The sequence below is a fragment of the Rhodopseudomonas palustris genome, from assembly GCF_034479375.1.
GTDB lineage: Bacteria > Pseudomonadota > Alphaproteobacteria > Rhizobiales > Xanthobacteraceae > Rhodopseudomonas > Rhodopseudomonas palustris_M.
Map to the genome: position 1 here is coordinate 2,407,133 of NZ_CP140155.1, position 26,210 is coordinate 2,433,342.

Sequence of the window (26,210 nt, forward strand, 5' to 3'; positions counted from 1 at the left end):
TCCCGCTGCCGGCCTCCCCGATCATGGAAGGCGAGTCCGCCGAGCTAAACCCGGTTAACGACGAGCGACAACGGAAAGGCTTTGTTAACCTTAACGCCCGTTAACCCTGTGGATGATGGGGACCTGCTGCCGAAAGAGCTTCGGGCGGGCACGAAACTTGCGTCTCGTTTCGGCGTCGCAGCCAGAACTTTGGGGCGATCGGAAGCGGCCGATCCGCTGTCCCGGAACCCGCGTCGTCCACAGGGAAGAAGGTCGTATCGGCACGGCTGTTGCCGTAACCGGTTCCAACTGTTACAAAATCCTTAAAGCGAAGCGACGTTCCGGCTGCCGGGGCCCTCGCCGCATCGTGTCTCCAGCGCGAGCGGGTGCACCAGACGGGCACGCTGCGCTCACGATTCTCCGTTCCGTTCGGACCTCAGACCACGGCAGCGCATGGACTATTTCGCCCAGCAGCTCATCAATGGCCTCGTCCTCGGCTCGATCTACGGCCTGATCGCGATCGGCTACACGATGGTCTACGGCATCGTCGGCATGATCAATTTCGCCCATGGCGACATCTTCATGATCGGCGGCTTCATCGCCCTGATCAGCTTCCTGATCCTGGTGTCGTTCGGCCTCACCTTCGTGCCGCTGATTCTTCTGGTGGTGCTGCTGGTGTCGATGGCGATCACCGCGCTGTACGGCTGGACGGTCGAGCGCATCGCCTATCGCCCGCTGCGGAATTCGTTCCGCCTCGCGCCGATGCTGTCGGCGATCGGCATGTCGTTCGTGCTGATGAATTTCGCGCAGGTCGCACAGGGGGCCCGCGTCAAGCCGGTGCCGCCGATCATCACCGGCGGCTACACGCTGCACGAGAGCGCCGACGGCTTCAACGTGCAGCTTTCCAATGTCCAGATCGTGGTGGTGATCACCACCATCGTGCTGCTCGCGATCTTCACCTGGCTGGTGGCGAAGACCAGGCTCGGCCGCGACATGCGCGCCTGCGAGCAGGACCGGACCATGGCGTCGCTGCTCGGGGTCGACGTCGACCGCACCATCTCGATGACATTCGTGATCGGCGCCGCACTCGCCTCGGTCGCGGGCATGATGTATTTGCTGTATTACGGCCTGGTCGACTTCTTCATGGGCTTCGTCGCCGGCATCAAGGCGTTCACCGCGGCCGTGCTCGGCGGCATCGGCTCGCTGCCGGGCGCGATGCTGGGCGGCCTGCTGATCGGCCTGATCGAGACCTTCTGGTCGGCCTATTTCTCGGTCGAGTACAAGGACGTCGCGGCGTTCTCGATCCTGATCGTCGTGCTGATCTTCATGCCGACCGGCCTGCTGGGCCGGCCGGAAGTCGAAAAAGTCTGAGCGGCGCGCGTGGCCATTCATGCCCCCGCCGCCGCTGCGACCGCCGCCAAACCCGGCGTCGGCGCCGCCTTCATCTTCAAAAAAGCCCTGATCAGCGCCCTCGTGGCGCTGGTTCTGTTTTCGCTGATGATCGGCGTGCGAACCGAAGCCGGGCCGGAAGGGCAACTGATCTACTGGACCCGTTTCCCGGAACTCGCCGGCATGGTCGCGGCGGTGTTCGTCGGCTCGATCGTGGTCGAGCTGCTGCGTCGCTGGTGGGGCCCGGTCGATACGCCGAGGCTGATGCCCGAAGGCGCGCGCAAGACGCTCAGTGTCGCCGGCCGCGCCGTCGCCCCGGTGCTGCTGATCTTCACGATTCTGGTGCCGGTGATCTTCTACGACCAGCGCTACATCCTCGACCTCGGCATTCTCGTACTGACCTATGTGATGCTGGGCTGGGGGCTGAACATCGTGGTCGGCCTCGCCGGCCTGCTCGACCTCGGCTACGTCGCGTTCTACGCCGTCGGCGCCTATTCCTACGCGCTGCTCGCGACCAATTTCGGGCTGTCGTTCTGGATCTGCCTGCCGCTCGCCGGCATCCTCGCCGGATTCTGGGGCGTGCTGCTCGGCTTTCCGGTACTGCGGCTGCGCGGCGACTATCTCGCCATCGTCACGCTGGCGTTCGGCGAAATCATCCGGCTCGTCATCATCAACTGGCAGAGCCTCACCGGCGGCCCGAACGGCGTCAGCGGCATCCCGCGGCCGACTCTGTTCGGCATCCCGCTGGTGCCGGGCGAGAACGGCCTCGCAGCATTTCTCGGGATTCCGTTCTCGCCGTCGCATCGGCTCGTCTTCCTGTTCTACATCATCCTGGCGCTGGCGCTGTTGACCAACTGGGCCACGATCCGGCTGCGGCGCCTGCCGATCGGCCGCGCCTGGGAAGCGCTGCGCGAAGACGAAGTCGCCTGCCGCGCGCTCGGCATCAACACCACCACGACCAAGCTGACGGCGTTCGCCACCGGCGCGATGTTCGGCGGCTTCGCCGGCGCGTTCTTCGCCACCCGGCAGGGCTTCATCTCGCCGGAGTCGTTCACCTTCCAGGAATCCGCGCTGGTGCTGGCGATCGTCGTGCTCGGCGGCATGGGATCGCAGCTCGGCGTCGCGCTGGCGGCGCTGGCGCTGATCGGCGGCTTCGAGCTGTTCCGCGGGCTGGATCAGTTCCGGATGCTGGTGTTCGGCCTGTCGATGGTGCTGCTGATGGTGTGGCGGCCGCGCGGCCTGATCGGCCATCGCGCGCCGACCGTGTATCTGCAGCACAATCAGGCGATCTCGTCCGACCTCGTCAAGGAGGGCCACGGATGAGCGACGGCCCGATTCTGCGCGTCGACGGCCTGACCATGCGGTTCGGCGGCATCGTCGCGGTCAATGATCTGTCGTTCGCGGCGCAGCGCGGCAAGATCACCGCGCTGATCGGCCCGAACGGCGCCGGCAAGACCACGGTGTTCAACTGCATCACCGGCTTCTACAAGCCGAGCGCCGGCGCAATCAGCCTGCAGCATCCCGGCGGCGACAGCTACCGGCTCGACAAGCTCAACGACTTCCGCATCACCAAGATCGCCAAGGTCGCCCGCACCTTCCAGAACATCCGGCTGTTCGCCGGCATGACCGCGCTGGAAAACCTGATGGTGGCGCAGCACAACAAGCTGATGCTCGCATCCGGCCTGACCTTTCTCGGCCTGTTCGGCGCGCCGTCCTGGCGCGCGGCGGAAAAGCAGGCGATCGAGCGCGCCACCTTCTGGCTGAAGCAGATCGGCCTCTTGGACCGCGCCGACGAGGCCGCCGGCAATCTGCCCTACGGCGACCAGCGGCGGCTGGAGATCGCGCGCGCGATGTGCACCGAACCCGTGCTGCTGTGCCTCGACGAGCCGGCCGCCGGCCTCAACGCGCGCGAGAGCGCGGCGCTCAGCGAATTGCTGCTCTCGATCCGCGACGATCACGGCACCTCGATCCTGTTGATCGAGCACGACATGAGCGTGGTGATGGAGATCTCGGACGCCGTCGTCGTGCTCGACTACGGCGTCAAGATCGCCGAGGGCACGCCGCAGCAGATCCGCGACGACCAGCGCGTGATCGCCGCCTATCTCGGCGTCGAAGACGAAGAGGTCGAAGCCGTCGAGCAGGAGCTCGGGCTGTGACTGGCCTCCCCCCACTCACTCCGTCATGGCCGGGCTTGACCCGGCCATCCACGCCCGCGGGCAAGGCGGTGCGTGTGTCCGTGGATGCCCGGGTCAAGCCCGGGCATGACGGTGTTGGTGGAGCGCCGTCGCGATGACCTCCGCCACCGCAACAACTCCTCTCCTGAGTATCGAAAACCTGCGTGCGGCCTACGGCAAGATCGAGGCGCTGAAGGGCGTCGATCTCGATATCAAGCCCGGCGAGATCGTGGCGCTGATCGGCGCCAACGGCGCCGGCAAATCGACGCTGATGATGTCGATCTTCGGAAAGCCGCGCGCCAAGACCGGGCGCATCGTGTTCGACGGCGTCGACATCACGCAGACGCCGACCCACCAGATCGCGCGGATGAGCATCGCGCAATCGCCGGAGGGCCGGCGGATTTTTCCACGGATGAGCGTCGCCGAGAATCTGCAGATGGGCGCCGATGCCGGCGACAGCAACGAGGCCGAGCGCGCCGAGGTGCTGGAGCGCGTGCTGACGCTGTTCCCGCGGCTGCGCGAACGCTATGGCCAGCGCGGCGGCACGCTGTCGGGCGGCGAGCAGCAGATGCTGGCGATCGGCCGCGCGCTGATGAGCCGGCCGCGGCTGCTGCTGCTCGACGAGCCCTCGCTCGGCCTCGCGCCGCTGATCACCCGGCAGATCTTCGACGCCATCCGCACCCTCAACCGGCAGGACGGCCTGACCGTGCTGATCGTCGAGCAGAACGCCAACCACGCGCTGCGGCTGGCGCATCGCGGCTACGTGCTGGTCAACGGCCTGATCACCATGAGCGGCAGCGGCGCCGACCTGCTGGCGCGCCCGGAAGTCCGCGCCGCGTATCTCGAAGGCGGCCGCAAGGTGTGACGTCACCGCCCGCAGGCTGCGGCAGAATGTGCCAGAGCGCTGCGGCAAACCGCGCATTTTGTCGATGACTTGGCCGGAAAATCAGCCAACAATGCCGCCAGGCTTCGCGCGTCGGCTGGCCCGGGCGCACTGTTCGTTCGCACACTACCGCAGGGATCGATCCATGAAACTCAAGCTTCTCGGTTTGGCATTCGGCGCGTCGCTGGCGCTGTCGACCACGGCGCTGGCGCAGGACATCAAGGTCGCGGTCTCGGGGCCGATGACCGGGAGCGAATCCGCGTTCGGACGGCAGTTGAAGAACGGCGCCGACCAGGCGGTCGCCGATCTCAACGCCGGCGGCGGCGTGCTCGGCAAGAAGCTCGCGCTGGAAATCGGCGACGACGCCTGCGATCCCAAGCAGGCCCGCTCGATCGCCGAGAAACTCGCGGGTGACGGCATTCCGTTCGTCGCCGGGCATTTCTGCTCGTCGTCGTCGATCCCGGCATCGGAAGCCTATGCCGACGGCAACGTGCTGCAGATCACCCCGGCCTCGACCAACCCGCTGTTCACCGAGCGCAAGCTGTGGAACGTGCTGCGCGTCTGCGGCCGTGACGATCAGCAGGGCCTGATCGCCGCCGAATACATCACCCAGAACTTCAAGGGCAAGAACGTCGCGATCCTCAACGACAAGACCACCTACGGCAAGGGCCTCGCCGACGAGACCAAGAAGGCGCTGAACAAGGCCGGTTTCCAGGAGAAGATGTTCGAGTCCTACAACAAGGGCGACAAGGACTTCAATTCGATCGTCTCGCGGCTGAAGCGCGACTCGATCGATCTGGTCTATATCGGCGGCTATCATCAGGAAGCCGGTCTGATCCTGCGCCAGATGCGCGACCAGGGCCTGAAGACGGCAATGATGGCCGGCGACGCGATGAACGACAAGGAATTCGCCTCGATCACCGGCCCGCTCGCCGAGGGCACGCTGTTCACCTTCGGCCCCGACCCGCGCAACAAGCCGACCGCCAAGGCGATCGTCGAGAAGTTCAAGGCCAAGGGCATCGATCCGGAAGGCTACACGCTCTACACCTACGCCGCGTTCCAGGTCTGGTCGCAGGCCGTCGCCAAGGCCAAGACCACCGATCCGAAGAAGGTGATCGACACCATCAAGGCCGGCGAATGGGACACCGTGCTCGGCAAGATGGCGTTCGACGCCAAGGGCGACATCAAGGCGATCGACTACGTCGTCTACAAATGGGACGCCAAGGGCAACTACGCCGAAATCGGCAAGGCGATGTGAGGCCCTGAGGTTTCGCACCAACAACAGCGTCATGCGCGGGCTTGACCCGCGCATCCATCTTCTAACAAACGATTTGATCGTAAAGATCGTCCCAATTGGGATTATTGCGCACAATCAGGTCGATCTTCCACTCGCGCGGCCAGTGCTTGATGTTCTTCTCGCGTTGGATCGCCGCAAGTGCAGTGTCGTGCGCTTCGAAGTACACGAGCCGCTTGATACCGTATTTGCGGGTGAAGCCTTCGACCTGACCTTCCCGATGTTCGTAGGTGCGGCGGACAAGGTCGTTGGTCACGCCGACATACAGCGTGCCACCTGGGGCGTTGGCGAGAATGTAGACCCAATACGACATGCTGACTTGCACTAAGAGCCGTGCTGGACTGCCTCATCATTCAAGCTGATGGATTGCCGGGTCAAGCCCGGCAATGACGCATGTGGATGGGATGGAGACGGCGAGTTGTGGCCGTAGGAGGCCCTCACCCGATCGTCCCCAGCACCGGGAACGTGTTCAGCAGCCAGATGCTGACGTCGGTGATGGCGCCGGTGAGGAAGGCGATGCCGGTCAGCACCATCAGCGCGCCCATCACGCGCTCGACGGTCGCCAGATGTTTCTTCATTCGTGCGAACAGGCCGGAGAACTGCTCGACCATCAGCGCCGCGAGCAGGAACGGCACGCCGAGGCCGAGCGAGTAGATCGCGAGCAGGCCCGCGCCCTTCGCCACCGTGGCTTCCGCCGCCGCCACCGAGAGGATCGCGGCGAGGATCGGGCCGATGCAGGGCGTCCAGCCGAACGCGAAAGCCAGCCCCATCACATAGGCGCCCCACAGGCCCACCGGTTTTGGAATCGGCAGCCGGCCCTCGCGCATCAGGATGTTGAGCCGCGTCAGGCCGAGGAAATGCAGCCCCATCAGAATGATGACGATGCCGGCGACGATCGCGAGTTCCGCCGACCAGGCGCGGATCAGGCCGCCGACCAGGCTGGCGCTGGCGCCGAGCGCCACGAACACGGTCGAAAAGCCGAGCACGAAGACCAGCGCCGAGATCATCACCGCGCGCTTCGAGGTGCGCTCCGACTCGTCTGCCGCGACGTGTTCGATGGTCGCGCCGGTGAGATAGATCAGGTATGGCGGCACCAGCGGCAGCACGCAGGGCGACAGGAAGCTGACCAGGCCGGCGATCAGCGCCGCGGGGATCGAGACGTCGTGGATCATGCGGCTACATGCACCTGCGCCGCGCAGCCGCGCAAGGCCCGCCGCGGCGAGCTTCCGCAGCTTGTGATCGCCGCGTGAGGGGTTGCTTCGACGAAGTGTTTAGGCCGACAATATCCCTCCCCTCGTGATTTTCGCCCCTGGAACTGCCTTGAAGAACCTCATCACCGACATCGCCGGCGTCCGCGTCGGCCACGCCCATGACGAACGCCTGGCCTCCGGCGTCACGGCGATTCTGTTCGATACGCCGGCGACCGCCTCGATCGACGTGCGCGGCGGCGGCCCGGGAATCCGCGACGGCGTGCTGCTGGAGCCGGTCAACACCGTCGAGCAGGTCGACGGCTTCACGCTGTCGGGCGGCTCGGCGTTCGGGCTGGATTCCGGCGGCGGCGTGCAGGCCTGGCTCGCCGAACAGGGCCGCGGCTTTCCGATCGGCACCGCGACGATCCCGATCGTGCCGGGCGGCGTGATCTTCGACATGCTCAATGGCGGCGACAAGGCGTGGGGCCGCTTCTCGCCGTATCGCGACCTCGGCTATCAGGCGGCGGCCGCCGCGAGCGACGCCTTCGCGCTCGGCAGCGTCGGCGCGGGACTCGGCGCCACCACGGCGAACAACAAAGGCGGGCTCGGCTCGGCCTCGGCGCAGACGCCCGCCGGAATCATGGTCGGCGCGATCGCGGCGGTGAATGCGATCGGCAGCGTGACGATCGGCGACGGCCCGTGGTTCTGGTCGGCGCCTTACGAAGTCGGCGACGAGTTCGGCGGCTGCGGGATGCCGCAGCATTTCACCGAACAGATGCTGGCGGTGAAGATCAAGGGCGCCGCCGCCGCGACCGCGGAGAACACCACGCTGGTGACCATCGTCACCGACGCGTTGTTGACCAAGACGCAGGTGAAGCGGCTGGCGATGATGGCGCAGACCGGCTTTGCGCGGGCGATCTATCCGGTGCATGCGCCGCTCGACGGCGACGTGGTGTTCGCGGCCGCGACCGGCAAGAAGCCGGTCGATCCGCTCGCGGGGCTGACCGAACTCGGCGCGATCGCCGCCAACACGGTGGCGCGGGCGATCGCGCGCGGCGTCTATGAGGCGACCGCGCTGCCGTTCAAGGACGCGCAGCCGGCATGGCGCGACCGGTTCAGGCGCTGAGCGACACCGACGAGGTCGCCGAGGTCTGCAACTGCGCTGCCTGGCGCTGGACCATCTGCTCGATGAAATTGTAGGACGACGACGCCCGCGCGCTGCTAGCGTTCGCGGCCGAGGTCGTCGACACCTTGGAGCCGTCCGCATAGGTGATCGAGGTCGTCACCGAGCCGTCCGCATTGGTGACGCTGGTGGTCGACGCGCCCGAGCTCTCCTGCGACCCGCCACCGCCGCCGCCCGCCTGAGCCTGCTGGCCCTTGCGCTTCAGCGCGGCGGACAATTCGTCGACGCTCACCGAGCCGTCATTGTCGGCGTCGAGCTTGGCGAACACCTTGCTGGCGTTCCCGGCATTGGTTCCGCCGGCGCCGAGCTTGTCCTGGAATTCGCCCTGGCTGATCGCGCCGTCGCCGTCGCTGTCGAGCTGCGAGAACAGATCCTTCAGCGCGGCGTCGCGGCTCTTGGTCGCCGTGGTCGATGCGTCGGTGGTCGACGTCTGACCCTGCTGCTGCGCCGCGAGCAGCGCCTGCATCATCTCCGGCGACAGGCTGCTCGACGGCAACGAACTGCTGCTGCTGCTCGACGAGTCGAACGGCGACGAGCTGCTGCTTTTCGAGTTCGAGGATTCGAACGGGTTGCTGAAACTGGTGGTCTTCGACGACGAGCTCGACGACGACGACGATGTCGAGCTCAGCGCATTGAGCAATCCGGACAGCGCACCGAGAGCGCCGAGGGCTGGCAACATGACGAGACTCCGTTCAACGCCGCGAACCGCGGCCGCAACTACGCATACGCATCCTGTTCCCTCGTTCAGCAATCGCCGTGCCAGTCCGCGGAGGCTTGGGATTGCTGGGGTTTTCGCCGCGACGCGGCGTGAAGCGGGCGGAAATTACTGCCGCTCCGGCAGAACCTGCCGACCGCGCCGCGTGCGCTGCGGCGGCTTGCCCGGCCGCATTGCGAGGCGCCGGCCCGCGTGATAGCGAGGCTGATCCCTCTCACGCCGGAAACGCCCATGTCCCAGTTCGCGCCCCGCCCCCTCGTCATCGCGCCGTCGATCCTGGCGTCGGATTTCTCCAGGCTCGGCGAAGAGGTCCGCGCGGTCGACCAGGCCGGCGCCGACTGGATCCATCTCGACGTGATGGACGGGCATTTCGTGCCGAACATTTCCTACGGCCCCGACGTCATCAAGGCGATGCGCCCGCACACCACCAAGATCTTCGACGCCCATCTGATGATCGCGCCGTGCGATCCCTATCTCGAAGCCTTCGCCAAAGCCGGCTGCGACCACATCACAATCCACGCCGAAGCCGGTCCCCACCTGCATCGCTCGCTGCAGGCGATCCGCGCGCTCGGCAAGAAGGCCGGCGTCTCGCTCAATCCGTCAACGCCGGCGAGCGCGCTGGAATACGTCATCGACATGATCGACCTGGTGCTGGTGATGTCCGTCAACCCCGGCTTCGGCGGCCAGGCCTTCATCCCCTCCGCGATCAACAAGATCCAGGACATCCGCGCCATGACCGCAGGCCGGCCGATCGACATCGAAGTCGACGGCGGGGTGAGCGACAAAGTGTCGGGGCAATTGGCAGCGGCCGGCGCGAATGCGTTCGTCGCGGGCAGTGCGGTGTTCAAGGGCGGGACGGTCGAGAGCTACAAGGCGAATATCGACGGCATCAGGAATGCGGCGGCGATGGCAAGAGGGGACGTGGTTTAGCTCTCCGCCGTCATTGCCGGGCTCGACCCGGCAATCCATCCTCTTCGCAAAGACTCCTCATGGCGCGCTTCGCGCGCGATGGATGCGCGGGTCGAGCCCGCGCATGACGGGCATGAGCGGTGATGCGCGGTGCCACACAGTTTGCCGTCATCCTCCGCGAAAGCGGAGTATCCAGTATTCCAGAGCGCCTGTGGCTATGCACAGCGAAGTAACCGACGCTCTGGGATACTGGGTCGTCCGGTCGATGACGCTGAAAATGAGACGAGCGCTCTGCAACAACGCGGTGCGCCGGATGCTGGGCAGCGCGCCGCTCTTGGCGGCGTGGTGCGCTGCTGATCCGGGGTCCCGGTTTTTGCTCGCCACTGATCATCGGCTGTGCCGCCCTGTCGAAGACAAACCGGGGTCCCGGTTCCGCGAAGCGGCATAAGAATGCCGCATCGCGCCCGGGACACGGGTGGTAACGGTCCGGATTCGATTATCAAACAGCCACGGCAATTCCTTCTCGCGGCTCAGCCGAGCCCGAGTTGTGCACCCGTCGCTGTCACAGCGAGGGGTGGGGGCGCGCCGGTCGGCGCGGGTTGTGGTGGTTCTCGCGATCACTTCTTGCGAAGGATCGCGCAACGCCTCGTCGGCGCGCCCACCGCGGCGCTTTCTGTCTTCGGGCCCGTGCTTCCGTTGACAGGCAAGGGTAATGAAACCCCACGGTCCGGCGGATTACGCCGCCTTCGCCTGCCCCCGTGCAGCGAACTAACAAGTCGCAGAGCCTCGTAGTAGGCCCGGACGGATACCCGAAGCCTCCCGGACGTGTGCTTGCGAGGCACAGCGCGCAGGACGCCGCGTCCAGCCGACGTTCCCAGCCAGGCTGGTCACGCCGGGTTATCGTCCGGACCGGTTGCCCGGCCTTCGCGATCTGTCCCGCCCGTACGACGCCTCGCGAAGCGCCCCTCACGGACAGGACGAAGCGGACTATAATCATAATAGGATTATTGTCAAGAGTCTCGTGCCCCGGCCGCGCCGCGACATGCAGGGCCGTCGCACGAGTCGTCCCCGCGCAGGCGGGGACCCATAATCCCTGGCTTTTCAAGTTGAGGAAGTACCTCTGCCGCAGCGATTCAATCGAGATGCTGCGGCGTATGGGTCCCCGCCTGCGCGGGGACGACAGGGGATAGGCAGAGCCAAACCGCTGATCGACATCGGGCGGGAACCCATATCCGATCGCTGCGGTCCTCGGGCGACGCCGGACACCGCGGTCCCGCATCTGCGGGGCAGCGCTGCGCGCTGCACCGCGTGCGGGACACGTTTCGTCTGGAGTCGTGCAACCGCGGATTTACTTCTCCCGCTGATTGCTCGGGATGTCCTTGTATTCGTCGATCTCGGTGCCCTTGCCGTCGAGGCCGCGGCCGGGTGGGCGCTGGGCCTTGTCGCGATTGCTGAGGATATCGTTCTTGCGCACCTTCTCGTCTTCGAGTTCGGACATGGCGCCCGTTCCACTGCGTTGACCTGCCGGCATGACGATCTCCTTTGCGTCGGTTGAGATGACCAACCCGCAGCCGGCCGAAAAGGTCCGGGGCGCGGCTGCGGCCAATGGCGACGTGGTGAACCGGCCGTCGCGCCCGCATGACTTACCGGCATGGCTTCTGAAACGACGATCCCCGACGCGTTCCGCTCCACGCTGTTCGAAGCGCCGTTGCGGCGCGCGCTCGATGCCGCGCTGCAGCCCGGCGAGCGCGTGCTGTGGCAGGCGCAGCCCGATGCCTATGCGGCGATGATGATGGTGCGGGCGCTGTGGTGGATCGGCGTGCCGTGGCTGGCGCTGGCGCTGCTCGGGCTGTCGCGCGGCTGGCTCGGCGACTGGATCGGCTTGCCGCTGCTGCTCGGAGTCGCGCTGGTGCTGGGGCCGTTCGTCGTCCTGCTGCACCACCTGCATACGCTCTATGTCGTCACCGACCGCCGCGCGCTGATCCTGCGCGCCGGGCTCGGCCGGGACCGCGCGGTGGCCACCGATTTCGGCGCGATGAACCAGCTCGAAGTGCTCGACATCCGCGGCCGCGGCGGCCATCTCAGCTTCGCCTCCCGCGCCTCCACGGCATCGCCCGACACCGACTTCACCGGGCGCTACGGCTTCCGCTTCCTGCCCGACGTCGCGGCGGCGCGCGGCGCCCTGGAGGCGGCCCGCGGCGCCGCCGGCGCGCACGGGCGCCGCTGAACGCGCGGCAATTCGGTGGCCTCCCCGCCCCCCGTCTGCTAAAGCGCGGCGTAATCCCCCAACACGAAGAGTCTGTGATGATCCCGCGCTACACCCGTCCGGAAATGGCTGCCATCTGGGAGCCGCTCACCCGCTTCAAGATCTGGTTCGAGATCGAGGCGCACGCCTCCGACGCGCAGGCCGCGCTCGGCGTGATCCCGAAGGAAGCCGCGGAGACGATCTGGGCCAAGGGCAAGGACGCGGCGTTCGACGTGGCGCGGATCGACGAGATCGAGCGCGAGGTCAAGCACGACGTCATCGCGTTCCTGACGCATCTGGCCGAATTCGTCGGTCCCTTGTCGCGCTTCGTGCATCAGGGCATGACCTCGTCGGACGTGCTCGACACCTGCTTCAACGTGCAACTGGTGCGCGCCTCCGACATCCTGCTGGCCGATCTCGACCGCGTGCTGGCGGCGCTGAAGGCGCGCGCGTTCGAACACAAGATGACGCCGTCGATCGGCCGCTCGCACGGCATCCATGCCGAGCCGGTGACGTTCGGCCTGAAGATGGCCTATGCCTACGCTGAATTCTCCCGCGCCCGCGACCGCCTCGTCGCCGCGCGAAAAGAAGTCGCGACCTGCGCGATCTCGGGCTCGGTCGGCACCTTCGCGCATATCGATCCGCGGGTCGAAGAACACGTCGCCAAAGCCATGGGCCTTGCGGTCGAGCCGGTGTCGACCCAGGTGATTCCGCGCGACCGCCACGCGATGTACTTCGCCACGCTCGGCGTGATCGCGTCGTCGGTGGAGCGGCTCGCCACCGAGCTGCGGCATCTGCAGCGCACCGAGGTGCTCGAGGCCGAGGAGTACTTCTCCGAGGGCCAGAAGGGCTCGTCCTCGATGCCGCACAAGCGCAACCCGGTGCTGACCGAGAACCTGACCGGCCTCGCCCGGATGGTGCGCGCCTATGCGATGCCGGCGATGGAGAACGTCGTGCTGTGGCACGAGCGCGACATCTCGCACTCCTCCGCCGAGCGCATGATCGCGCCGGACTCCACCGTGACGCTCGACTTCGCGCTCAATCGCCTGGCCGGCGTGATCGAGAAGCTGGTGGTGTATCCCGACAACATGGCGAAGAATCTCGACCGCCTCGGCGGGCTGATCCATTCGCAGCGGCTGCTGACCGCGCTGACCCAGAAGGGCTGCTCGCGCGAGGAGAGCTACAAGCTGGTGCAGCGCAACGCGATGCCGGTGTGGCGCGGCGAAGGCGACTTCCTGACGCTGCTGAAAGCCGACCCGGACATGAAGAAGTACATGTCGGATGCCGAGATCGAAGAGCAGTTCGACCTCGGCTATCACCTCAAGCACGTCGACACGATCTTCCGGCGGGTGTTCGGGGAGAGCTGAGTATCTCTGCTCGTCATTCCGGGGCGCGCGCAGCGCGAACCCGGAATCCCGAGCTGTTCATCGCCCCGTCCCAACAACCTCGGGATTTTCCGGGTTCGCTCGCTAGCGCGAGCGCCCCGGAATGACGAGCAAAGGGCGAGAACTGCGGGGCGCAGCCATCCCGTTGCGCAGCTACCGAAAACTAACCAAGCTGGACTAGGCTCGCGTCGTGGGCATGCATCCGAACATTCTGGTTTTCGATTCCGGCCTCGGCGGGCTGACGGTGCTGCGCGAGGTCGTGAAGGTGCGGCCGGATGCGCGCTACGTCTATGTCGGCGACGACGCGTTCTTTCCTTACGGCCAGCGCAGCGAGGAGGCGGTGATCGGCCGCGTCGTGCCGCTGATCGGCGAATTGATCGCCGCGCACGCGCCGGACCTCGTGGTGATCGCCTGCAACACCGCCTCGACCATGACGCTGGCGCCGCTGCGGGCGCGCTATGGGGTGCCGTTCGTCGGCACCGTGCCGGCGATCAAGCCGGCCTGCGCGGCGTCGAAGACCAAGCGGGTGTCGGTGCTCGGCACCAGCGGCACGGTGCGGCTGGAATATACCCGCGCGCTGATCCGCGATTTCGCCGGCGGCTGCGACGTCAATCTGGTCGGCTCGGTGCATCTGGCCGCGCTGGCCGAAGCCGCGCTCGGCGGCGCGGACGTGCCGGACGAGGCGATCCGGGCCGAGATCGCGCCCTGCTTCGTCGCCGGCGACGGCGGCCGCACCGACAGCATCGTGCTCGCCTGCACGCATTATCCGCTGCTGCTCGACCGGCTGGTGCGGCTGGCGCCGTGGCCGGTGGACTGGATCGACCCGGCGCCGGCGATCGCCCGGCGGGTGGCCACGCTGCTCGGCCCGGGTTCCGGCCATGGCGACGATCCCCGGGTCCAGATGGTATTCACGTCCGGACGGCCGCACCGCATCGCCGCGACCATTTCGCCGTATTTTGGCGGCCACATTTCAGCCTGAATGCTTTCCGCCGTGCGCCCATGCTGCTAGTTTCGCAGGCAGGGAGGAGCCGCAATGACTACAAGAACCGTGATCGCTCTTGCTTTCGTCGCGCTCGCCGGCGCCGCTTTCGCCCAGCAGCCGGGCGGAATCAAGCGGACGCCGCTGCAAAAGGTCGAGTTCCCCGACGGTTTCGTCACGATCAGCGGTCTTGCGGAACTTCCGCCGGGCGGCAGCATTGGCCGCCACACCCACCCCGGGATCGAGACCGGGTATCTGCTGGAAGGTGAAGCTGTGATGAGCATCGACGGCCAGGCCGACAAACACCTCAAGGCCGGCGATTCCTATGCGATCCCCGCGGGCGTCGTGCACGATGCCAGGGTCCACGGCGACAAGGGCGCCAAGGTGATGGCGGTCTGGGTGGTCGACAAGACCAAGCCGCTCGCGACGCCGGCGCCATAGCCCGTGCGCGGAACCATTCGACGCATACCGCTGGGTCGGCGGCTGGTCGCCGACCTGATGTGGGCCTCCCAAGGCGTGCCGCTGATCACCTATCAGCGCCGGCTGGATCTGCGGCCGATGGCCCAGGCGCGCGCGCGGCTGACCTCGCCGCCGGGCTTCGCCGCGATCATCGCCAAGGCGTTCGCGCTGGTGGCGCGGGAGCAGCCGGTGCTGCGCACGCTGGTGATGGATTTCCCGTGGCCGCATTTCTACGAGCTGCCGCGCAGCGTCGCGGTGATCGCGATCGCGCGGCAGATCAACGGCGAGGACAGCGTTCTGGCGCAAAAACTGGTCGCGCCCGACGAATTGTCGCTGGCCTGCGTCGATGGCCTGATCCGCGAGGCGCAATCCGCGCCGGTCGACCAGGTGCCGATGTTCCGCAAGCTGATGCGGATCTGCGCGCTGCCGTTGCCGCTGCGGCGGTTCATCTGGTGGGGCGGGCTGTCGCTGGCCCGGCAGCGGGCCAATTATTTCGGCAGCTTCGGGCTGTCCTCGGTGTCGGCGATCGCCGCCGGCGACCTCTACCCGATCAGCCCCGGCCCCTACATGCTGAGCTTCGGCCGGCTCGACGACGACGGCGGCCTCGACATGGTGATCCGATTCGACCACCGCCTGATCGACGCCGCCCCGATCGCCCGGTTCATGACCCGGCTCGAACAGGTGCTGAACACCGCCATCGCCGGCGAATTGCAGGCGATGCACGGCACCCAGGCGGCCAAGCCGCCGGTCCGGGTGGTGCGGGGATAGGCGCCGAAGGCGGCCTTTCCAGCCCCCGGCCGAATTGACATCCCCCCGGTTTCTCCCTAGAAAGCGGCCAACAGCGCGGGCCTTTCGGCCCGCGTTGTGTTTCGCGACCCGTGGTCCACCCCTCTCGAGCTTTGGGGCCGGGCCTGTCGGCGGCGGGAATTTTCCGGCCGCACAGGAGGGCGCGTCTCCTCATCCATGATCAACCGAGGACGCGATGACAAAGCGCAGTGAAGCCAAGTATAAAATCGACCGCCGGATGGGCCAGAACATCTGGGGCCGCCCGAAGAGCCCGGTCAACCGCCGCGAATACGGCCCCGGCCAGCACGGCCAGCGCCGCAAGGGCAAGCTCTCCGACTTCGGCGTGCAGCTCCGCGCCAAGCAGAAGCTCAAGGGCTATTACGCCAATATTTCCGAGCGCCAGTTCCATTCGATCTATGTCGAGGCGACCCGCCTCAAGGGCGATTCGGGCGAGAACCTGATCGGCCTCTTGGAGCGCCGGCTCGACACCGTGGTGTACCGCGCCAAATTCGTCTCGACGATGTTCGCGGCGCGCCAGTTCATCAATCACGGCCACGTCAAGGTCAACGGCAAGCGCGTCAACATCTCGAGCTACAAGGTTCGGGTCGGCGACCTGATCGAGGTCAAGGAAGCCTCGAAGCAGCTCGCCTTCGTGCTCGAAGCCAGCCAGCTCGCCGAGCGCGACGTGCCGGACTACATCGAGGTCGACCACGGCAAGATGACCGCCAAGTTCGGGCGCATCCCGGCTTTGTCCGACGTGCCCTTCGCGGTTCAGATGGAGCCGCATCTGATCGTCGAATTCTATTCGCGCTGATCGCTGCGCGAGACTGCTTTCTTCGTACTGATTGCTGCTCAGTCCGATGCATCGAGGCCCCGGTTCGCCGGGGCCTTTTTGTTTGGCGGATTCTTGTTCGCGGCCGCTGCGAGGATCACCCTCCCCTGGAGGGGGAGGGTCGCTCGCGCAGCGAGCGGGGTGGGGTGGCGAAGAGTTCATCCGCCGTGCCCGCGGCTCACCCCACCCCGACGGGCACCGCGCTACGCGCGCTACCCGCCGACCCTCCCCCTCCAGGGGAGGGTGAAGAGAGCTCCGGTGAAACCGTCGAGTTCCTGCTGTAGCCCGGCCGCGCGCGGGGAGAGGTGAGCGCGGCGCGCTGTGCAGCGTCCGGGGCACGTGATCGATTATCATCTGCGAGATCCCGGCCATTCCCCGCTTCGCCGCCGCCGTGTTAGCCTCCAGCCATGTCCTACATCCCTCCCCGCCCCGATCCGCAGGCACCTCCGGTGCACATCAATCTGCTGTCCGACACCCAGACCCGGCCGACGCCGGCGATGCGGGAGGCGATGGCGCGCGCCGCGGTCGGCGACGAACAGACCGGCGACGACCCGACCGTCAATGCGCTGAACGAGCGCGTCGCCGCCCTGCTCGGCAAGGAAGCCGCGGTGTTCCTGCCGTCCGGCACGATGTGCAACGTCACCGCAACGCTGGCGACCTGCCGGCCCGGCGACGAGATCGTCGCGCATCGCACCGCGCATATCCTGTCGCGTGAGGGCGGCGCCCATGCGGCGCTCGGCGGCTTCCAGATCACGCCGCTCGACGGCGACGGCGGGCAGTTCTCGCTGGCCGCGTTCCGCGCGGCATTGCATCCGCGCTCGCGCTACGAGCCGCCGCAGACCATGGTCAGCGTCGAGCAGACCGCCAATATCGGCGGCGGCACGATCTGGCCCCAGGCCACGCTCGACGCCGTCGCCGCGGCTGGCAAGGCGGCCGGCCTCGCCACCCATATGGACGGCGCGCGGCTGATGAACGCGGTGGTCGCAACCGGCATCGCGGCGAAGGACATGACCGCCGGCTGGGACTCGGTGTGGATCGATTTCAGCAAGGGCCTCGGCGCGCCGGTCGGCGCTTCGCTCGCCGGCTCACGCGCCTTCATCGACGAAGTGTGGCGCTGGAAGCAGCGGCTCGGCGGCTCGATGCGGCAGTCCGGAATCATCGCGGCCGCCTGCAGCTACGCACTCGATCATCACGTCGAGCGCCTGGCGGAGGATCACGCCAATGCGCGGGCGCTGGCCGCGGCGCTGGCGCAGATCGCCGGCGTCGAGGTGCAGGAGCCGCAGACCAATCTGGTGTTTTTCCGCCCCGACGGCGCCGGTGTGGCCGGCAACGCGATGGTGGCCAAGCTGCGGCAGCGCGGCGTGCTGCTGGCGATGATGGACGGCCGGATCCGCGCCTGCACGCATCTCGATGTCGGCCGCGCGATGATCGACGAGACGGTCGCGCTGGTGCGGGAGATTCTGCGCGGGGCCTAAAACGCAACGCGCGCCGCTCGGTGAGCGGCGCGCGTTGATACTTCGTTTTTCACACGCGCCCCGAGAGCGGCGTGTGAGCAACGTCACAGGCAGATGCGAACGCCGGCAGCGTTGACGACACAGGCGCCCGGACGGCCGCCGCCGCGAACGCGACCACGATCGCCACGCCCGCGACCACGGCCACGGTCATAACCGCGACCGCGACCACGGCCCCGACCGCGATCGCCACGATCGCCGCGCTGCGCGGATGCCTCCGTCGTGGATGCACCCGTGATCAGCGCCGTGGCGCCGACCAGGCTGAAGCAATAAATGCTGGTGAGAATCGCTGCCGCGAGAACGCGCGACACCAGGCTCTTGCGACCGGGTTGGGTGTAGCTCATGAGAATCCTTTCCATTGGGGCCGGGACGGTGGGCCCAAATTGTCGCAGGGTCAATTCCCAACCGGACATTCGGTTCATCGCGATCGGCCGAAACGCAAACTGCCGTGGCGCGTGCAGTGCACTCTCGACGTCGCTGCGTGGACCGCAGCGAGGCTCGATCAGCCGCCGAAGGCGCGCTCAGTCGACCAGCGCCTCGTAAACCAGCTTCTTGAGTTCGCGCTGGACCGGCTGGCGCTGCGACGGGGTCTGCTCCATCAGCACGAAGAACATCTCCTGCTTCGGGTCGACCACGAAATAACAGCCCGAGGCGCCGTCCCATTTCAGTTCGCCAATGGAGCCGGGCGGCGGCGGCTTGGCGTTGCCGGGGTCGGTGCGGACGGCAAGGCCGTAGCCGTAACCGAAGCCGTCGCCGGGGAAATAGAAGTGATCGCGCGCGATGCCGGAATTCGGACCGATATGATCGGTGGTCATCTCCTTGAAGGCCGCTTCGCTGAGATAGCGCTTGCCGTCGAGTTCGCCCTTGTGCAGCAGCATCCGCACGAACCGGATCACGTCGTTCGGCGTCGAGGTCAGACCGCCACCGCCGGATTCCCATTTCTTGACGATGTCCGGCCGGCTCGGGCGGCCGACGCGGAAATCGGCGTCGTTGGGCATCGGCTGCGCCATCCGCGCTTTCTGCCCGTCCTCCGCCAGATAGTAACGCGTGTCCTTCATCCCGAGCGGATCGAACAGCTTCTCTTTCTGATACTCGTAGAACGGCTTGCCCGACGCCACTTCGATGACGCGGCCGAGCACCTCGTAGGAATTGCCGTAGTCCCACAGCGTGCCGGGCTGCTCCTGCAGCGGCACTTTGGCGATGCGGTCGGCGAATTCGGCGTTGCTGGGGTCGCCGTCGTAGATCTTGGCGGCGGCGATCGCCTTGCGCACCAGATTGTCGCCGTAGAAGCCGTAGGTGATGCCCGACGTGTGCAGCAGCAGGTCGCTGATTTTGATCGGCCGCTTCAGCGTCTCGAAATCGAGATACTTCTCGCCGTTGTCGCGCGTCTTCTCGACGCCGACCTTGGTCTCGGCGAAGGCCGGAATGTACTTCGACACCGGGTCGTCGAGCTTCAGCTTGCCGTCGTCGACCAGCATCATCACCGCGAAGGCGGTGAACGGCTTGGTCAGCGAGGCCAGCCGGAAGATGGTGTCGTCGGTCATCGGCGCTTTCGTCGCGACGTCGTGCACGCCAAAATACTTCTGATACACCGGCTTGCCGCGCTGCTCGATATACACCACCGCGCCGGGGATCTTGCCCTCGGCGATGATCTTGTCGAAGAACGCGTCGATGTGCGCGAGCTTGGCCTGCGAGAATTGCGCGCCGGGCGGCGGGTCGAAGGTTCCTTCCGCGGCCGCCGGGCCCGACGCCTGTCCGGCGGCGAACGCGACCAGCGCTCCAGCAAACAGCGTTCGCGCGGCACGATGCAAGATCATCGGTTCCTCCCGGTTGCTACCGGGACGGATGGTAACGTTCGCGCGCAGCTAATCAAGGGCCCCAGTCAGCGCCGCGCGGTGCAAGGCGGCGCTCGGCGCGGAGAAGCAGCAGAACAGCACCTTGGTCACCGACGGCGCGCCGGGCAGCGCGTCGATGCAGGCGGCGACCGCGATCGGCGCGGCGCGCTCAGGGGGAAAGCCGTAAATGCCGGTGGAGATCGCCGAAAACGCAACCGAGGCGAGGCCGTGTTGCTGGCACAGCTCGAGCGCGCGGCGATAGCAGGAGGCGAGCGCTTCGTCCTCGCCGGAATCGCCATCGCGCCAGATCGGGCCGACGGCATGGATCACATGCCGTGCGGGAAGGTCGTAGCCGCGCGTGATCTTGGCATCGCCGGTGGAACAGCCGTCGAGCTTGCGGCATGCGGCCAGCAATTGCGGCCCCGCTGCGCGGTGAATCGCGCCGTCCACTCCGCCGCCGCCGAGCAGCGAGCCATTGGCGGCGTTGACGATCGCATCGAGCGAAAGCGTGGTGATGTCGGCGACGACGACCTCCAGGGTCGCCGCGCCGATCCGGCGTGCGAAGGTGCTCAGGCGGCGGCCTTGATGCCCTTGTCGGTGAACAGCTTCTGCAGTTCGCCGGCCTGGAACATCTCGCGGATGATATCGCAACCGCCGACGAACTCGCCCTTCACGTAGAGCTGCGGAATCGTCGGCCAGTTCGAGAACTGCTTGATGCCGTCGCGCAGCTCGGCCGATTCCAGCACGTTGTGGCCCTTATAGGCGACGCCGATGTGATCGAGGATCTGCACCACCTGACCCGAGAAGCCGCACTGCGGAAACTGCGGCGTGCCCTTCATGAACAGCACGACGTCGTTGGCCTTCACTTCATTGTCGATGAATTGCTCGATGCTCATGACGGATCCTTTTGCGGCGCGGCCGGCTGACCACCAGCGGCCGGGTCGAGTGGGGATATATGTATCCCGAAAACGCGTTGCAGCCCAAGTAAAATGCCCGACATGCCGGCTGAGGTTCTGATTTGGCTCAAGAATCGGCGTTCTTTGGCGCGGCATTTCGCCCGGCTGCCGCGCCGGCGCCGCGGCGCGGATTGTACGGTCGCGGCCTTACATCCATGAAACGAACGCCTATGTCCGGGAGCATGGAACCGCTGCCGGACAGCGGCGTTTTGCTTCAAACCGGAGTCGCTCGTGCCGAACATGTCCTCTGCCGCAGCTTCTGTGGTCGTTTCTTCCCCTTCTTCCGACTTGACGGCCCCCGCTCCGGCCGGCGGCCTCGCCGAGGCCTACCGCGCCGTCCGCGACGAGACCGAGCGCCGCGCGGCTCCGCTCGGCCCTGAAGATCAGGTGGTGCAGTCGATGCCGGACGCCAGCCCGGCGAAATGGCACCGCGCGCATACGACATGGTTTTTCGAGCAGTTCCTGCTCGGACCACACAAGCCCGGCTACCAGGTCTTCCACCCCGACTACGCTTATCTGTTCAATTCCTATTACGTCTCCGCCGGCCCGCGGCACACCCGGGCGGCGCGCGGGCTGCTGACGAGGCCGGGCGCCGACGACGTCACCGCCTATCGGCGCGCTGTCGACGAAGCGATGCTGGCGCTGTTCGCCGAGGCCGACGCGGCGACGCTGGCGCCGCTGGTCGAGGTCGGGCTGAACCACGAACAGCAGCATCAGGAATTGCTGCTGACAGACATTCTGCACGCCTTCGCGCAGAATCCGATTCCGCCGGCGTACGATCCGGCCTGGAAGCTCTCCGCCGCCGACCGCAGCGGCGACGGCTGGGTCGATCTGCCCGAAGGCATCCATGCGATCGGCCACGCCGGCGACAGCTTCCATTTCGACAACGAGAAGCCGGTCCATCGCGCGCTGGTCGGGCCGGTGAAGCTGTCGCGCCATCTCGTCACCAATGGCGAATGGCTGCAGTTCATGGCCGACGGCGGCTATCGCAGCGCGACGCTGTGGCTGATGGACGGCTTCGCCGCGGCCGAACGCGAGGGCTGGGAAGCGCCGGGCCACTGGCGCCAGATCGACGGCGAGTGGACCATCATGACGCTCGGCGGCCTGCAGCCGATCGATCCCGACGCGCCGGTCTGCCACATCAGCTATTACGAGGCCGACGCCTATGCGCGCTGGGCCGGCAAGCATCTGCCGACCGAGATGGAATGGGAAGTCGCGGCCCGCGCCGGCCAGCTCAACGACGCCTTCGGGCTGGTCTGGCAGTGGACCCGCAGCGCCTACGCGCCCTACCCGGGCTATCGCGCCATCGAAGGCGCGCTCGGCGAATACAACGGCAAGTTCATGGTCAATCAACTGGTGCTGCGCGGCTCGTCCTGCGTAACGCCGGCCGGTCACAGCCGTATCACTTATCGCAACTTCTTCTATCCGTACCACCGCTGGCAGTTCACCGGACTCCGGCTCGCCGACTACGACGTCTGACTATCCAAATAACTGCGCCGCGCGCGCATCCGGGAGACCGCCCATGAATATGCACGTCGCCGTGCACGCGCGAGCGCACCAGCTCGATCCGCAGACGCAGACTTTCGCGGCCGACGTGCTGGACGGCCTGTCGCAGCCGCAGAAATCGCTGTCGCCGAAATACTTCTACGACGACGCCGGCTCCGAGCTGTTCGTCGAAATCACCAAGCTGCCGGAATACTACCCGACCCGCACCGAGCTCGGCATCCTGCGCGACCGCGCCGGCGAGATCGCCGCGCTGATTCCGCCGAACGCCGCGATCGTCGAATTCGGTGCCGGCGCCACCACCAAGATCCGCCTGCTGCTCGCGGCCCACGAGGTCGCCGCCTACGTGCCGGTCGATATTTCCGGCGACTTCATCACCGCGCAGGCCGCGGAGCTGCGCCGCGACTTCCCCGACCTCGCGGTGTATCCGGTCGCGGCCGACTTCACCGAGCCGTTCGCGCTGCCCGAGGCGGTGCGCGATCTGCCCAAGGTCGGTTTCTTCCCGGGCTCGACGCTCGGCAATTTCGAACCGCAGGACGCCGCGCACTTTCTGAACAGCGCCCGCGACATTCTCGGCGACGGGGCGCGGCTGATCATCGGCGTCGATCTGGAGAAGGACGAGCGGCTCTTGGTGCCGGCCTATGACGATGCCGCCGGCGTCACCGCGAAGTTCAATCTCAACGTGCTGGAGCGGATCAACCGCGAGCTCGACGGCGACGTCGAACTGCCGGCGTTCGCGCATCGCGCGATCTACAACCGCGATCTGCACCGGATCGAGATGCATCTGGTCAGCCTGCGCGACCAGACCGTGCGCATTCTCGGCGAGCCGATCGCGTTCCGCGCCGGCGAAACCATCCACACCGAGAACAGCTACAAATACAGCCTCGCGCGTTTCCGCGCGCTGGCGCAGGACTCGGGTTGGACGCTGAAGCAAAGCTGGACCGACGCGGACGGATTGTTCTCGGTGCACGCGCTGGAGGCGGAGGGCTGATTTCAGCCTTTCAATCAACCGCCAACCCTTGACTCCGTGATGCCCGGCCTTGTGCCGGGCATCACATATTACGGCACCTGCAGCACCAAGACGTGGATGGCCGGGACAAGCCCGGCCATGACGACGTTGATAGTTTGTGACTATCATCGGCCAACGGGCGCGACGGGTATCTCACGAAGACGTTAGCTCGTCGTCTCGAGCTCGGCCGCCACGACCCGCACCACGCGTCGGCCCTTCGCTTCCACCGCGCATTTCTCGACGTGGACCTCGCGGTTGATCACCTGAAGGTTCGGTAGTCCCCAATAGCCGAGCAGCGCCGGCCATGGCGCATCGCGGTGCTGGCGCCAGACCTGAAACAGCGGCACGCGGTGATCGACCTCGGCGGTCTTCAGCAGCCGCCGGTTGGTTTCGCGGCAGCGCCGGCCCTGCAGCCGGCGCAGGAGCTTGGTCTGGCCGCTCGGCGCGTTCCAGAATTGCCACGCCGTGACGCAGGCGCTGTGCCACGTCGCATTCCTGTTCGCGCCGGCGTTCCACAGATCGGCGTGCCAGCCGAAGCGATAGACCGGCTGGCCGCAGACGCAGCAGAAGCCCGGTCCCTTCGCGAACGCCGTTTCGCGATACGGCGCAGGCGGCGTGCGGAACGTCGCCGGCAGCCCGGCCTCCGGATCACCGACCTGCCATCGCCATCCCTCGGGCGCACCGCTGCGAGCCGCAAGAGTCCGCGCCAGCCTATCGGCGCGCAGCGGATGCGCGCGCCAATAGCCGTCGATCGCGACGCGCAGAGTTGCCGGCGCGTAGGCGCAGCTTTTCGCGCGCACCAGCACGGCCTGCGGAAAGGCGAGCGGCAAACGCTTGGTCAGCCGCGCAAGCGCCTGCGCGTTAGCCTTCGCCTTTTCCTCCCGCCACTTCGACAAATTCGTCGCCCCCGGTCCAGCCCGAACGGTGCCGCGCCGTCGTAAAGCTTCGGTTAAGGCTGAAGGCCCGCGCAGGAGGGCTGCACGATGGCCTATTCCACCGGCGAGCGCGCGGCGGCGCCGAGCGAGACGGCTTCCCAATAGCCGACCGCGAGCAGGATGGCGGTGGTCGCCATCGACAGCGCCAGCGGCGGGACCAGCGGCGCGAACGGGATCAGCGCCAGTAGCGCGGCGATGCCGGCCATGTGCGACGGCTGCAGATGGCCGCGCACCGCGCGCTTGAACAGCAGCACCCCGATCAGGAACAGCATTGGGCCGCCGACCGTGGTGATCGTCACCTTGATGTCGGCGTGGCCGCTGGGATGCGCCAGCACCTGCTCGTCGCTGACCGCGGTGACGACGATGCCGGCGACGATCGGCAGATGGATGTAGGTGTAGGCCAGCCGCGCCAGCCGGCCGGGATCGTTCGAGTGCGAGATCCGGTCCGCGCCGAGATGCACGCCGATGTGGAAATAGATCCACCACATCGCGATCGCCCCGATCAGCGTCGAGGCGAAGGCGGTGAAGGTCGTCGCGGTCCATTCGAGGCCGGCGAAGGTGGCGCCCGTCACCACGATCGATTCGCCGAGCGCGATGATTATGAACAGCGCGCAACGCTCGGCCATGTGGCCGCCCTCGACGCTCCAGTCCCGCGTCGTCGAGGCGCCGATCCACGGCACGTAGAAGCCCGCCACGGGCCCGGCATATTCGATCGCCAGCGCGATCATCCACAGCGCGATCCGCGCATATCCGTCGAGCAGGCCGCCAGCGATCCAGAACAGCCCGCTGACGCACAGCCAGCTCGTGATCCGGAAGAAATTGATCCGTAGCGGCTCGGCTTTCGGCGTCGAGAGAAAGGCGAAAGCACTGCGTCCGACCTGCATCGCCACGAAGGCCAGCGCGAAAGCGAGGCCGCGGCTCTCGAAGGCGCGCGGGATCGAGGTCGACAGCAGCAACCCGGCGCTCATCAGCGCGAACAGCATCAATCGGACGCGGGTGAGTTCGGGATCGAGCCAGTTGGTGATCCAGGAAGTGTAGACCCACACCCACCAGATCGCCGACATCAGGATCAGCGCCTGCAGCGCGCCGACCGGCGTGAAATGCCCCAGCAGGAAATGCGACACCTGGGTGACGGCGAACACGAACACCAGGTCGAAGAACAATTCGACATAGGTGACGCGGCTGTGTTCGTGCGGTCTTCGCACGCGGAGCAGATTGGCGGCGTTCGATGCCTCCGTCGTCACCGCGCGGCGCCTCGCCGCACCGTCAGGCTTCCGGCACCCCGGTCTGCAGCGCGAGCGCGTGCAGGACGCCGCCCATCTGCCCCTGCAGCGAGGCGTAGACGATCTGGTGTTGCTGCACCCGCGACTTACCGCGGAACGATTCGGACACCACCGTCGCCGCGTAATGGTCGCCGTCGCCGGCGAGGTCGCGAATCGTCACCTCCGCGTCGGGAATCGCGGCCTTGATCATGGCCTCGATGTCGCGGGCATCCATCGGCATTCCGTGTCCTCCAGAATTTGATCCGGTCCGGCCGGTCGCGGCCGCAGACCGTCGTCGATTTGTGCAATACTATATTGCCGCGCGCCCCTTTCAAAGCCCGCAGTCTGGGCACATCTAGCCCAGCGCCGCTCGGCTCCCGCGGCTGTTCCAGGGCCGCGGCCGACCGCCTATCGCGAGGACCATCCATGAAGATCCCCGGCCCCGACCATCCGATCACGATCACGCCGAATCCGAAGCGGGTGCGCGTCACCGCCGGCGACACGGTGATCGCCGACACCACGCGCGCGCTGACCCTGCAGGAATCGAACTATCCGCCGGTGCACTATATTCCGCGCGCCGACGCCGAGATGACGCTGCTCGCCGCGACCGACCGCAGCACCCATTGCCCCTACAAGGGCGACGCCAGCTATTTCAGCATCGAAGCCGGCGGCCGGACCCTGGCGAATGCGATCTGGAGCTACGAGGCGCCGTTTCCGGCGATGGTGGAGATCGCCGGCTACCTCGCGTTCTATCCGGACAAGGTCAAGATCGAGGAATTACCGGCGTAACAAGCGGG

Annotated in this window: 28 protein-coding genes; 17 read left to right on the forward strand and 11 right to left on the reverse strand. The window is 66.7% G+C overall.

Annotation, left to right across the window (positions count from 1 at the left end):
- The first annotated feature begins 432 nt into the window (after positions 1 to 432).
- The 5 genes from SR870_RS10890 (at position 433) to SR870_RS10910 (ending at position 5,683) form a co-directional block, all read left to right on the forward strand.
- Complete coding sequence (locus tag SR870_RS10890) at positions 433 to 1,350, forward strand: ABC transporter permease subunit (protein WP_011442560.1); 918 nt, start codon at positions 433 to 435, stop codon at positions 1,348 to 1,350.
- A 9-nt stretch (positions 1,351 to 1,359) separates the two neighbouring features.
- Positions 1,360 to 2,691: a high-affinity branched-chain amino acid ABC transporter permease LivM gene (gene livM / locus SR870_RS10895; RefSeq protein WP_322517975.1), complete on the forward strand. Its 1,332-nt coding sequence runs from the start codon at positions 1,360 to 1,362 to the stop codon at positions 2,689 to 2,691.
- Positions 2,688 to 3,524: an ABC transporter ATP-binding protein gene (locus SR870_RS10900; RefSeq protein ID WP_322517976.1), complete on the forward strand. Its 837-nt coding sequence runs from the start codon at positions 2,688 to 2,690 to the stop codon at positions 3,522 to 3,524. The genes livM and SR870_RS10900 overlap by 4 nt, the downstream gene beginning before the upstream one ends.
- Positions 3,525 to 3,657: 133 nt before the next feature.
- Positions 3,658 to 4,407: an ABC transporter ATP-binding protein gene (locus SR870_RS10905; RefSeq protein WP_322517977.1), complete on the forward strand. Its 750-nt coding sequence runs from the start codon at positions 3,658 to 3,660 to the stop codon at positions 4,405 to 4,407.
- A gap of 163 nt (positions 4,408 to 4,570) precedes the next feature.
- Positions 4,571 to 5,683 carry a branched-chain amino acid ABC transporter substrate-binding protein gene (locus tag SR870_RS10910; RefSeq protein WP_322517978.1) on the forward strand — a complete coding sequence of 371 codons (1,113 nt, stop codon included), beginning with the start codon at positions 4,571 to 4,573 and terminating at the stop codon, positions 5,681 to 5,683.
- Positions 5,684 to 5,744: 61 nt separating this feature from the next.
- On the opposite strand, the gene SR870_RS10915 is transcribed toward SR870_RS10910, so the two are convergent.
- Positions 5,745 to 6,032, reverse strand: coding sequence for a GIY-YIG nuclease family protein (locus SR870_RS10915; protein ID WP_322517979.1), 288 nt, complete (start codon positions 6,030 to 6,032; stop codon positions 5,745 to 5,747).
- A 124-nt stretch (positions 6,033 to 6,156) separates the two neighbouring features.
- Positions 6,157 to 6,891, reverse strand: a complete 735-nt coding sequence (locus SR870_RS10920; RefSeq protein ID WP_322517980.1) for a cytochrome c biogenesis CcdA family protein — start codon at positions 6,889 to 6,891, stop codon at positions 6,157 to 6,159.
- A 148-nt stretch (positions 6,892 to 7,039) separates the two neighbouring features.
- Here SR870_RS10920 and SR870_RS10925 point away from each other — a divergent pair, with 148 nt between their 5' ends.
- The gene (locus SR870_RS10925; RefSeq protein WP_322517981.1) at positions 7,040 to 8,035 is read left to right on the forward strand and encodes a P1 family peptidase; all 996 of its coding nucleotides are present in this window, start codon (positions 7,040 to 7,042) and stop codon (positions 8,033 to 8,035) included.
- On the opposite strand, the gene SR870_RS10930 is transcribed toward SR870_RS10925, so the two are convergent.
- Complete coding sequence (locus SR870_RS10930; protein WP_322517982.1) at positions 8,025 to 8,771, reverse strand: EF-hand domain-containing protein; 747 nt, start codon at positions 8,769 to 8,771, stop codon at positions 8,025 to 8,027. The genes SR870_RS10925 and SR870_RS10930 overlap by 11 nt on opposite strands.
- Before the next feature lie 267 nt (positions 8,772 to 9,038).
- Here SR870_RS10930 and rpe point away from each other — a divergent pair, with 267 nt between their 5' ends.
- Positions 9,039 to 9,737 carry a ribulose-phosphate 3-epimerase gene (gene rpe, locus SR870_RS10935; protein WP_322517983.1) on the forward strand — a complete coding sequence of 233 codons (699 nt, stop codon included), beginning with the start codon at positions 9,039 to 9,041 and terminating at the stop codon, positions 9,735 to 9,737.
- A gap of 1,327 nt (positions 9,738 to 11,064) precedes the next feature.
- On the opposite strand, the gene SR870_RS10940 is transcribed toward rpe, so the two are convergent.
- The gene (locus tag SR870_RS10940; protein ID WP_322517984.1) at positions 11,065 to 11,214 is read right to left on the reverse strand and encodes a hypothetical protein; all 150 of its coding nucleotides are present in this window, start codon (positions 11,212 to 11,214) and stop codon (positions 11,065 to 11,067) included.
- A 153-nt stretch (positions 11,215 to 11,367) separates the two neighbouring features.
- Between SR870_RS10940 and SR870_RS10945 the strand changes: the two genes are divergently transcribed.
- The 7 genes from SR870_RS10945 to SR870_RS10975 all read left to right on the forward strand — a co-directional run bounded on the left by SR870_RS10945 (position 11,368) and on the right by SR870_RS10975 (position 17,877).
- Positions 11,368 to 11,943, forward strand: a complete 576-nt coding sequence (locus SR870_RS10945) for a hypothetical protein (RefSeq protein WP_322517985.1) — start codon at positions 11,368 to 11,370, stop codon at positions 11,941 to 11,943.
- Between the two features lie 77 nt (positions 11,944 to 12,020).
- Positions 12,021 to 13,328 (forward strand): adenylosuccinate lyase, encoded by a 1,308-nt coding sequence (purB, locus tag SR870_RS10950; protein ID WP_322517986.1) that lies wholly within the window; start codon positions 12,021 to 12,023, stop codon positions 13,326 to 13,328.
- Positions 13,329 to 13,542: 214 nt separating this feature from the next.
- Positions 13,543 to 14,325, forward strand: a complete 783-nt coding sequence (murI, locus tag SR870_RS10955; protein WP_416221161.1) for a glutamate racemase — start codon at positions 13,543 to 13,545, stop codon at positions 14,323 to 14,325.
- A 54-nt stretch (positions 14,326 to 14,379) separates the two neighbouring features.
- Positions 14,380 to 14,766, forward strand: a complete 387-nt coding sequence (locus tag SR870_RS10960) for a cupin domain-containing protein (protein ID WP_322517988.1) — start codon at positions 14,380 to 14,382, stop codon at positions 14,764 to 14,766.
- Positions 14,767 to 14,769: 3 nt separating this feature from the next.
- A complete protein-coding gene (locus SR870_RS10965) occupies positions 14,770 to 15,552 on the forward strand; it encodes an acyltransferase (protein ID WP_322517989.1) in 783 nt (260 codons plus the stop codon).
- A 214-nt stretch (positions 15,553 to 15,766) separates the two neighbouring features.
- Positions 15,767 to 16,384: a 30S ribosomal protein S4 gene (gene rpsD, locus SR870_RS10970; protein ID WP_322517990.1), complete on the forward strand. Its 618-nt coding sequence runs from the start codon at positions 15,767 to 15,769 to the stop codon at positions 16,382 to 16,384.
- Between the two features lie 425 nt (positions 16,385 to 16,809).
- Positions 16,810 to 17,877 carry a threonine aldolase family protein gene (locus SR870_RS10975; RefSeq protein WP_322517991.1) on the forward strand — a complete coding sequence of 356 codons (1,068 nt, stop codon included), beginning with the start codon at positions 16,810 to 16,812 and terminating at the stop codon, positions 17,875 to 17,877.
- A gap of 83 nt (positions 17,878 to 17,960) precedes the next feature.
- On the opposite strand, the gene SR870_RS10980 is transcribed toward SR870_RS10975, so the two are convergent.
- The 4 genes from SR870_RS10980 to grxD form a co-directional block, all read right to left on the reverse strand.
- Positions 17,961 to 18,257 carry a hypothetical protein gene (locus SR870_RS10980; protein ID WP_322517992.1) on the reverse strand — a complete coding sequence of 99 codons (297 nt, stop codon included), beginning with the start codon at positions 18,255 to 18,257 and terminating at the stop codon, positions 17,961 to 17,963.
- A gap of 177 nt (positions 18,258 to 18,434) precedes the next feature.
- A complete protein-coding gene (locus SR870_RS10985) occupies positions 18,435 to 19,730 on the reverse strand; it encodes a serine hydrolase domain-containing protein (protein WP_322517993.1) in 1,296 nt (431 codons plus the stop codon).
- 48 nt (positions 19,731 to 19,778) lie between these two features.
- Positions 19,779 to 20,321 (reverse strand): O-acetyl-ADP-ribose deacetylase, encoded by a 543-nt coding sequence (locus SR870_RS10990; RefSeq protein WP_322518250.1) that lies wholly within the window; start codon positions 20,319 to 20,321, stop codon positions 19,779 to 19,781.
- On the reverse strand, positions 20,318 to 20,644 hold the full coding sequence (gene grxD, locus SR870_RS10995) for a Grx4 family monothiol glutaredoxin (protein WP_322517994.1): 327 nt from the start codon (positions 20,642 to 20,644) through the stop codon (positions 20,318 to 20,320). The genes SR870_RS10990 and grxD overlap by 4 nt, the downstream gene beginning before the upstream one ends.
- Positions 20,645 to 20,944: 300 nt before the next feature.
- On the opposite strand from grxD, the gene egtB reads away from it, so the two are divergent.
- Positions 20,945 to 22,183, forward strand: coding sequence for an ergothioneine biosynthesis protein EgtB (gene egtB / locus SR870_RS11000; protein WP_322517995.1), 1,239 nt, complete (start codon positions 20,945 to 20,947; stop codon positions 22,181 to 22,183).
- Positions 22,184 to 22,226: 43 nt separating this feature from the next.
- Entirely contained in the window at positions 22,227 to 23,198 is a 972-nt protein-coding gene (egtD, locus tag SR870_RS11005; protein WP_322517996.1) for an L-histidine N(alpha)-methyltransferase, read from the forward strand.
- Between the two features lie 182 nt (positions 23,199 to 23,380).
- Here egtD and SR870_RS11010 read toward each other — a convergent pair whose 3' ends face one another.
- From SR870_RS11010 to SR870_RS11020, 3 genes are all read right to left on the reverse strand, one after another.
- Positions 23,381 to 24,112 carry a hypothetical protein gene (locus SR870_RS11010; protein ID WP_322517997.1) on the reverse strand — a complete coding sequence of 244 codons (732 nt, stop codon included), beginning with the start codon at positions 24,110 to 24,112 and terminating at the stop codon, positions 23,381 to 23,383.
- 92 nt (positions 24,113 to 24,204) lie between these two features.
- Positions 24,205 to 25,395 carry a low temperature requirement protein A gene (locus SR870_RS11015; protein ID WP_322517998.1) on the reverse strand — a complete coding sequence of 397 codons (1,191 nt, stop codon included), beginning with the start codon at positions 25,393 to 25,395 and terminating at the stop codon, positions 24,205 to 24,207.
- Between the two features lie 22 nt (positions 25,396 to 25,417).
- Complete coding sequence (locus SR870_RS11020) at positions 25,418 to 25,654, reverse strand: BolA family transcriptional regulator (protein WP_322517999.1); 237 nt, start codon at positions 25,652 to 25,654, stop codon at positions 25,418 to 25,420.
- A gap of 185 nt (positions 25,655 to 25,839) precedes the next feature.
- Here SR870_RS11020 and SR870_RS11025 point away from each other — a divergent pair, with 185 nt between their 5' ends.
- Positions 25,840 to 26,202 (forward strand): DUF427 domain-containing protein, encoded by a 363-nt coding sequence (locus tag SR870_RS11025; protein WP_322518000.1) that lies wholly within the window; start codon positions 25,840 to 25,842, stop codon positions 26,200 to 26,202.
- Positions 26,203 to 26,210: the final 8 nt, after the last annotated feature.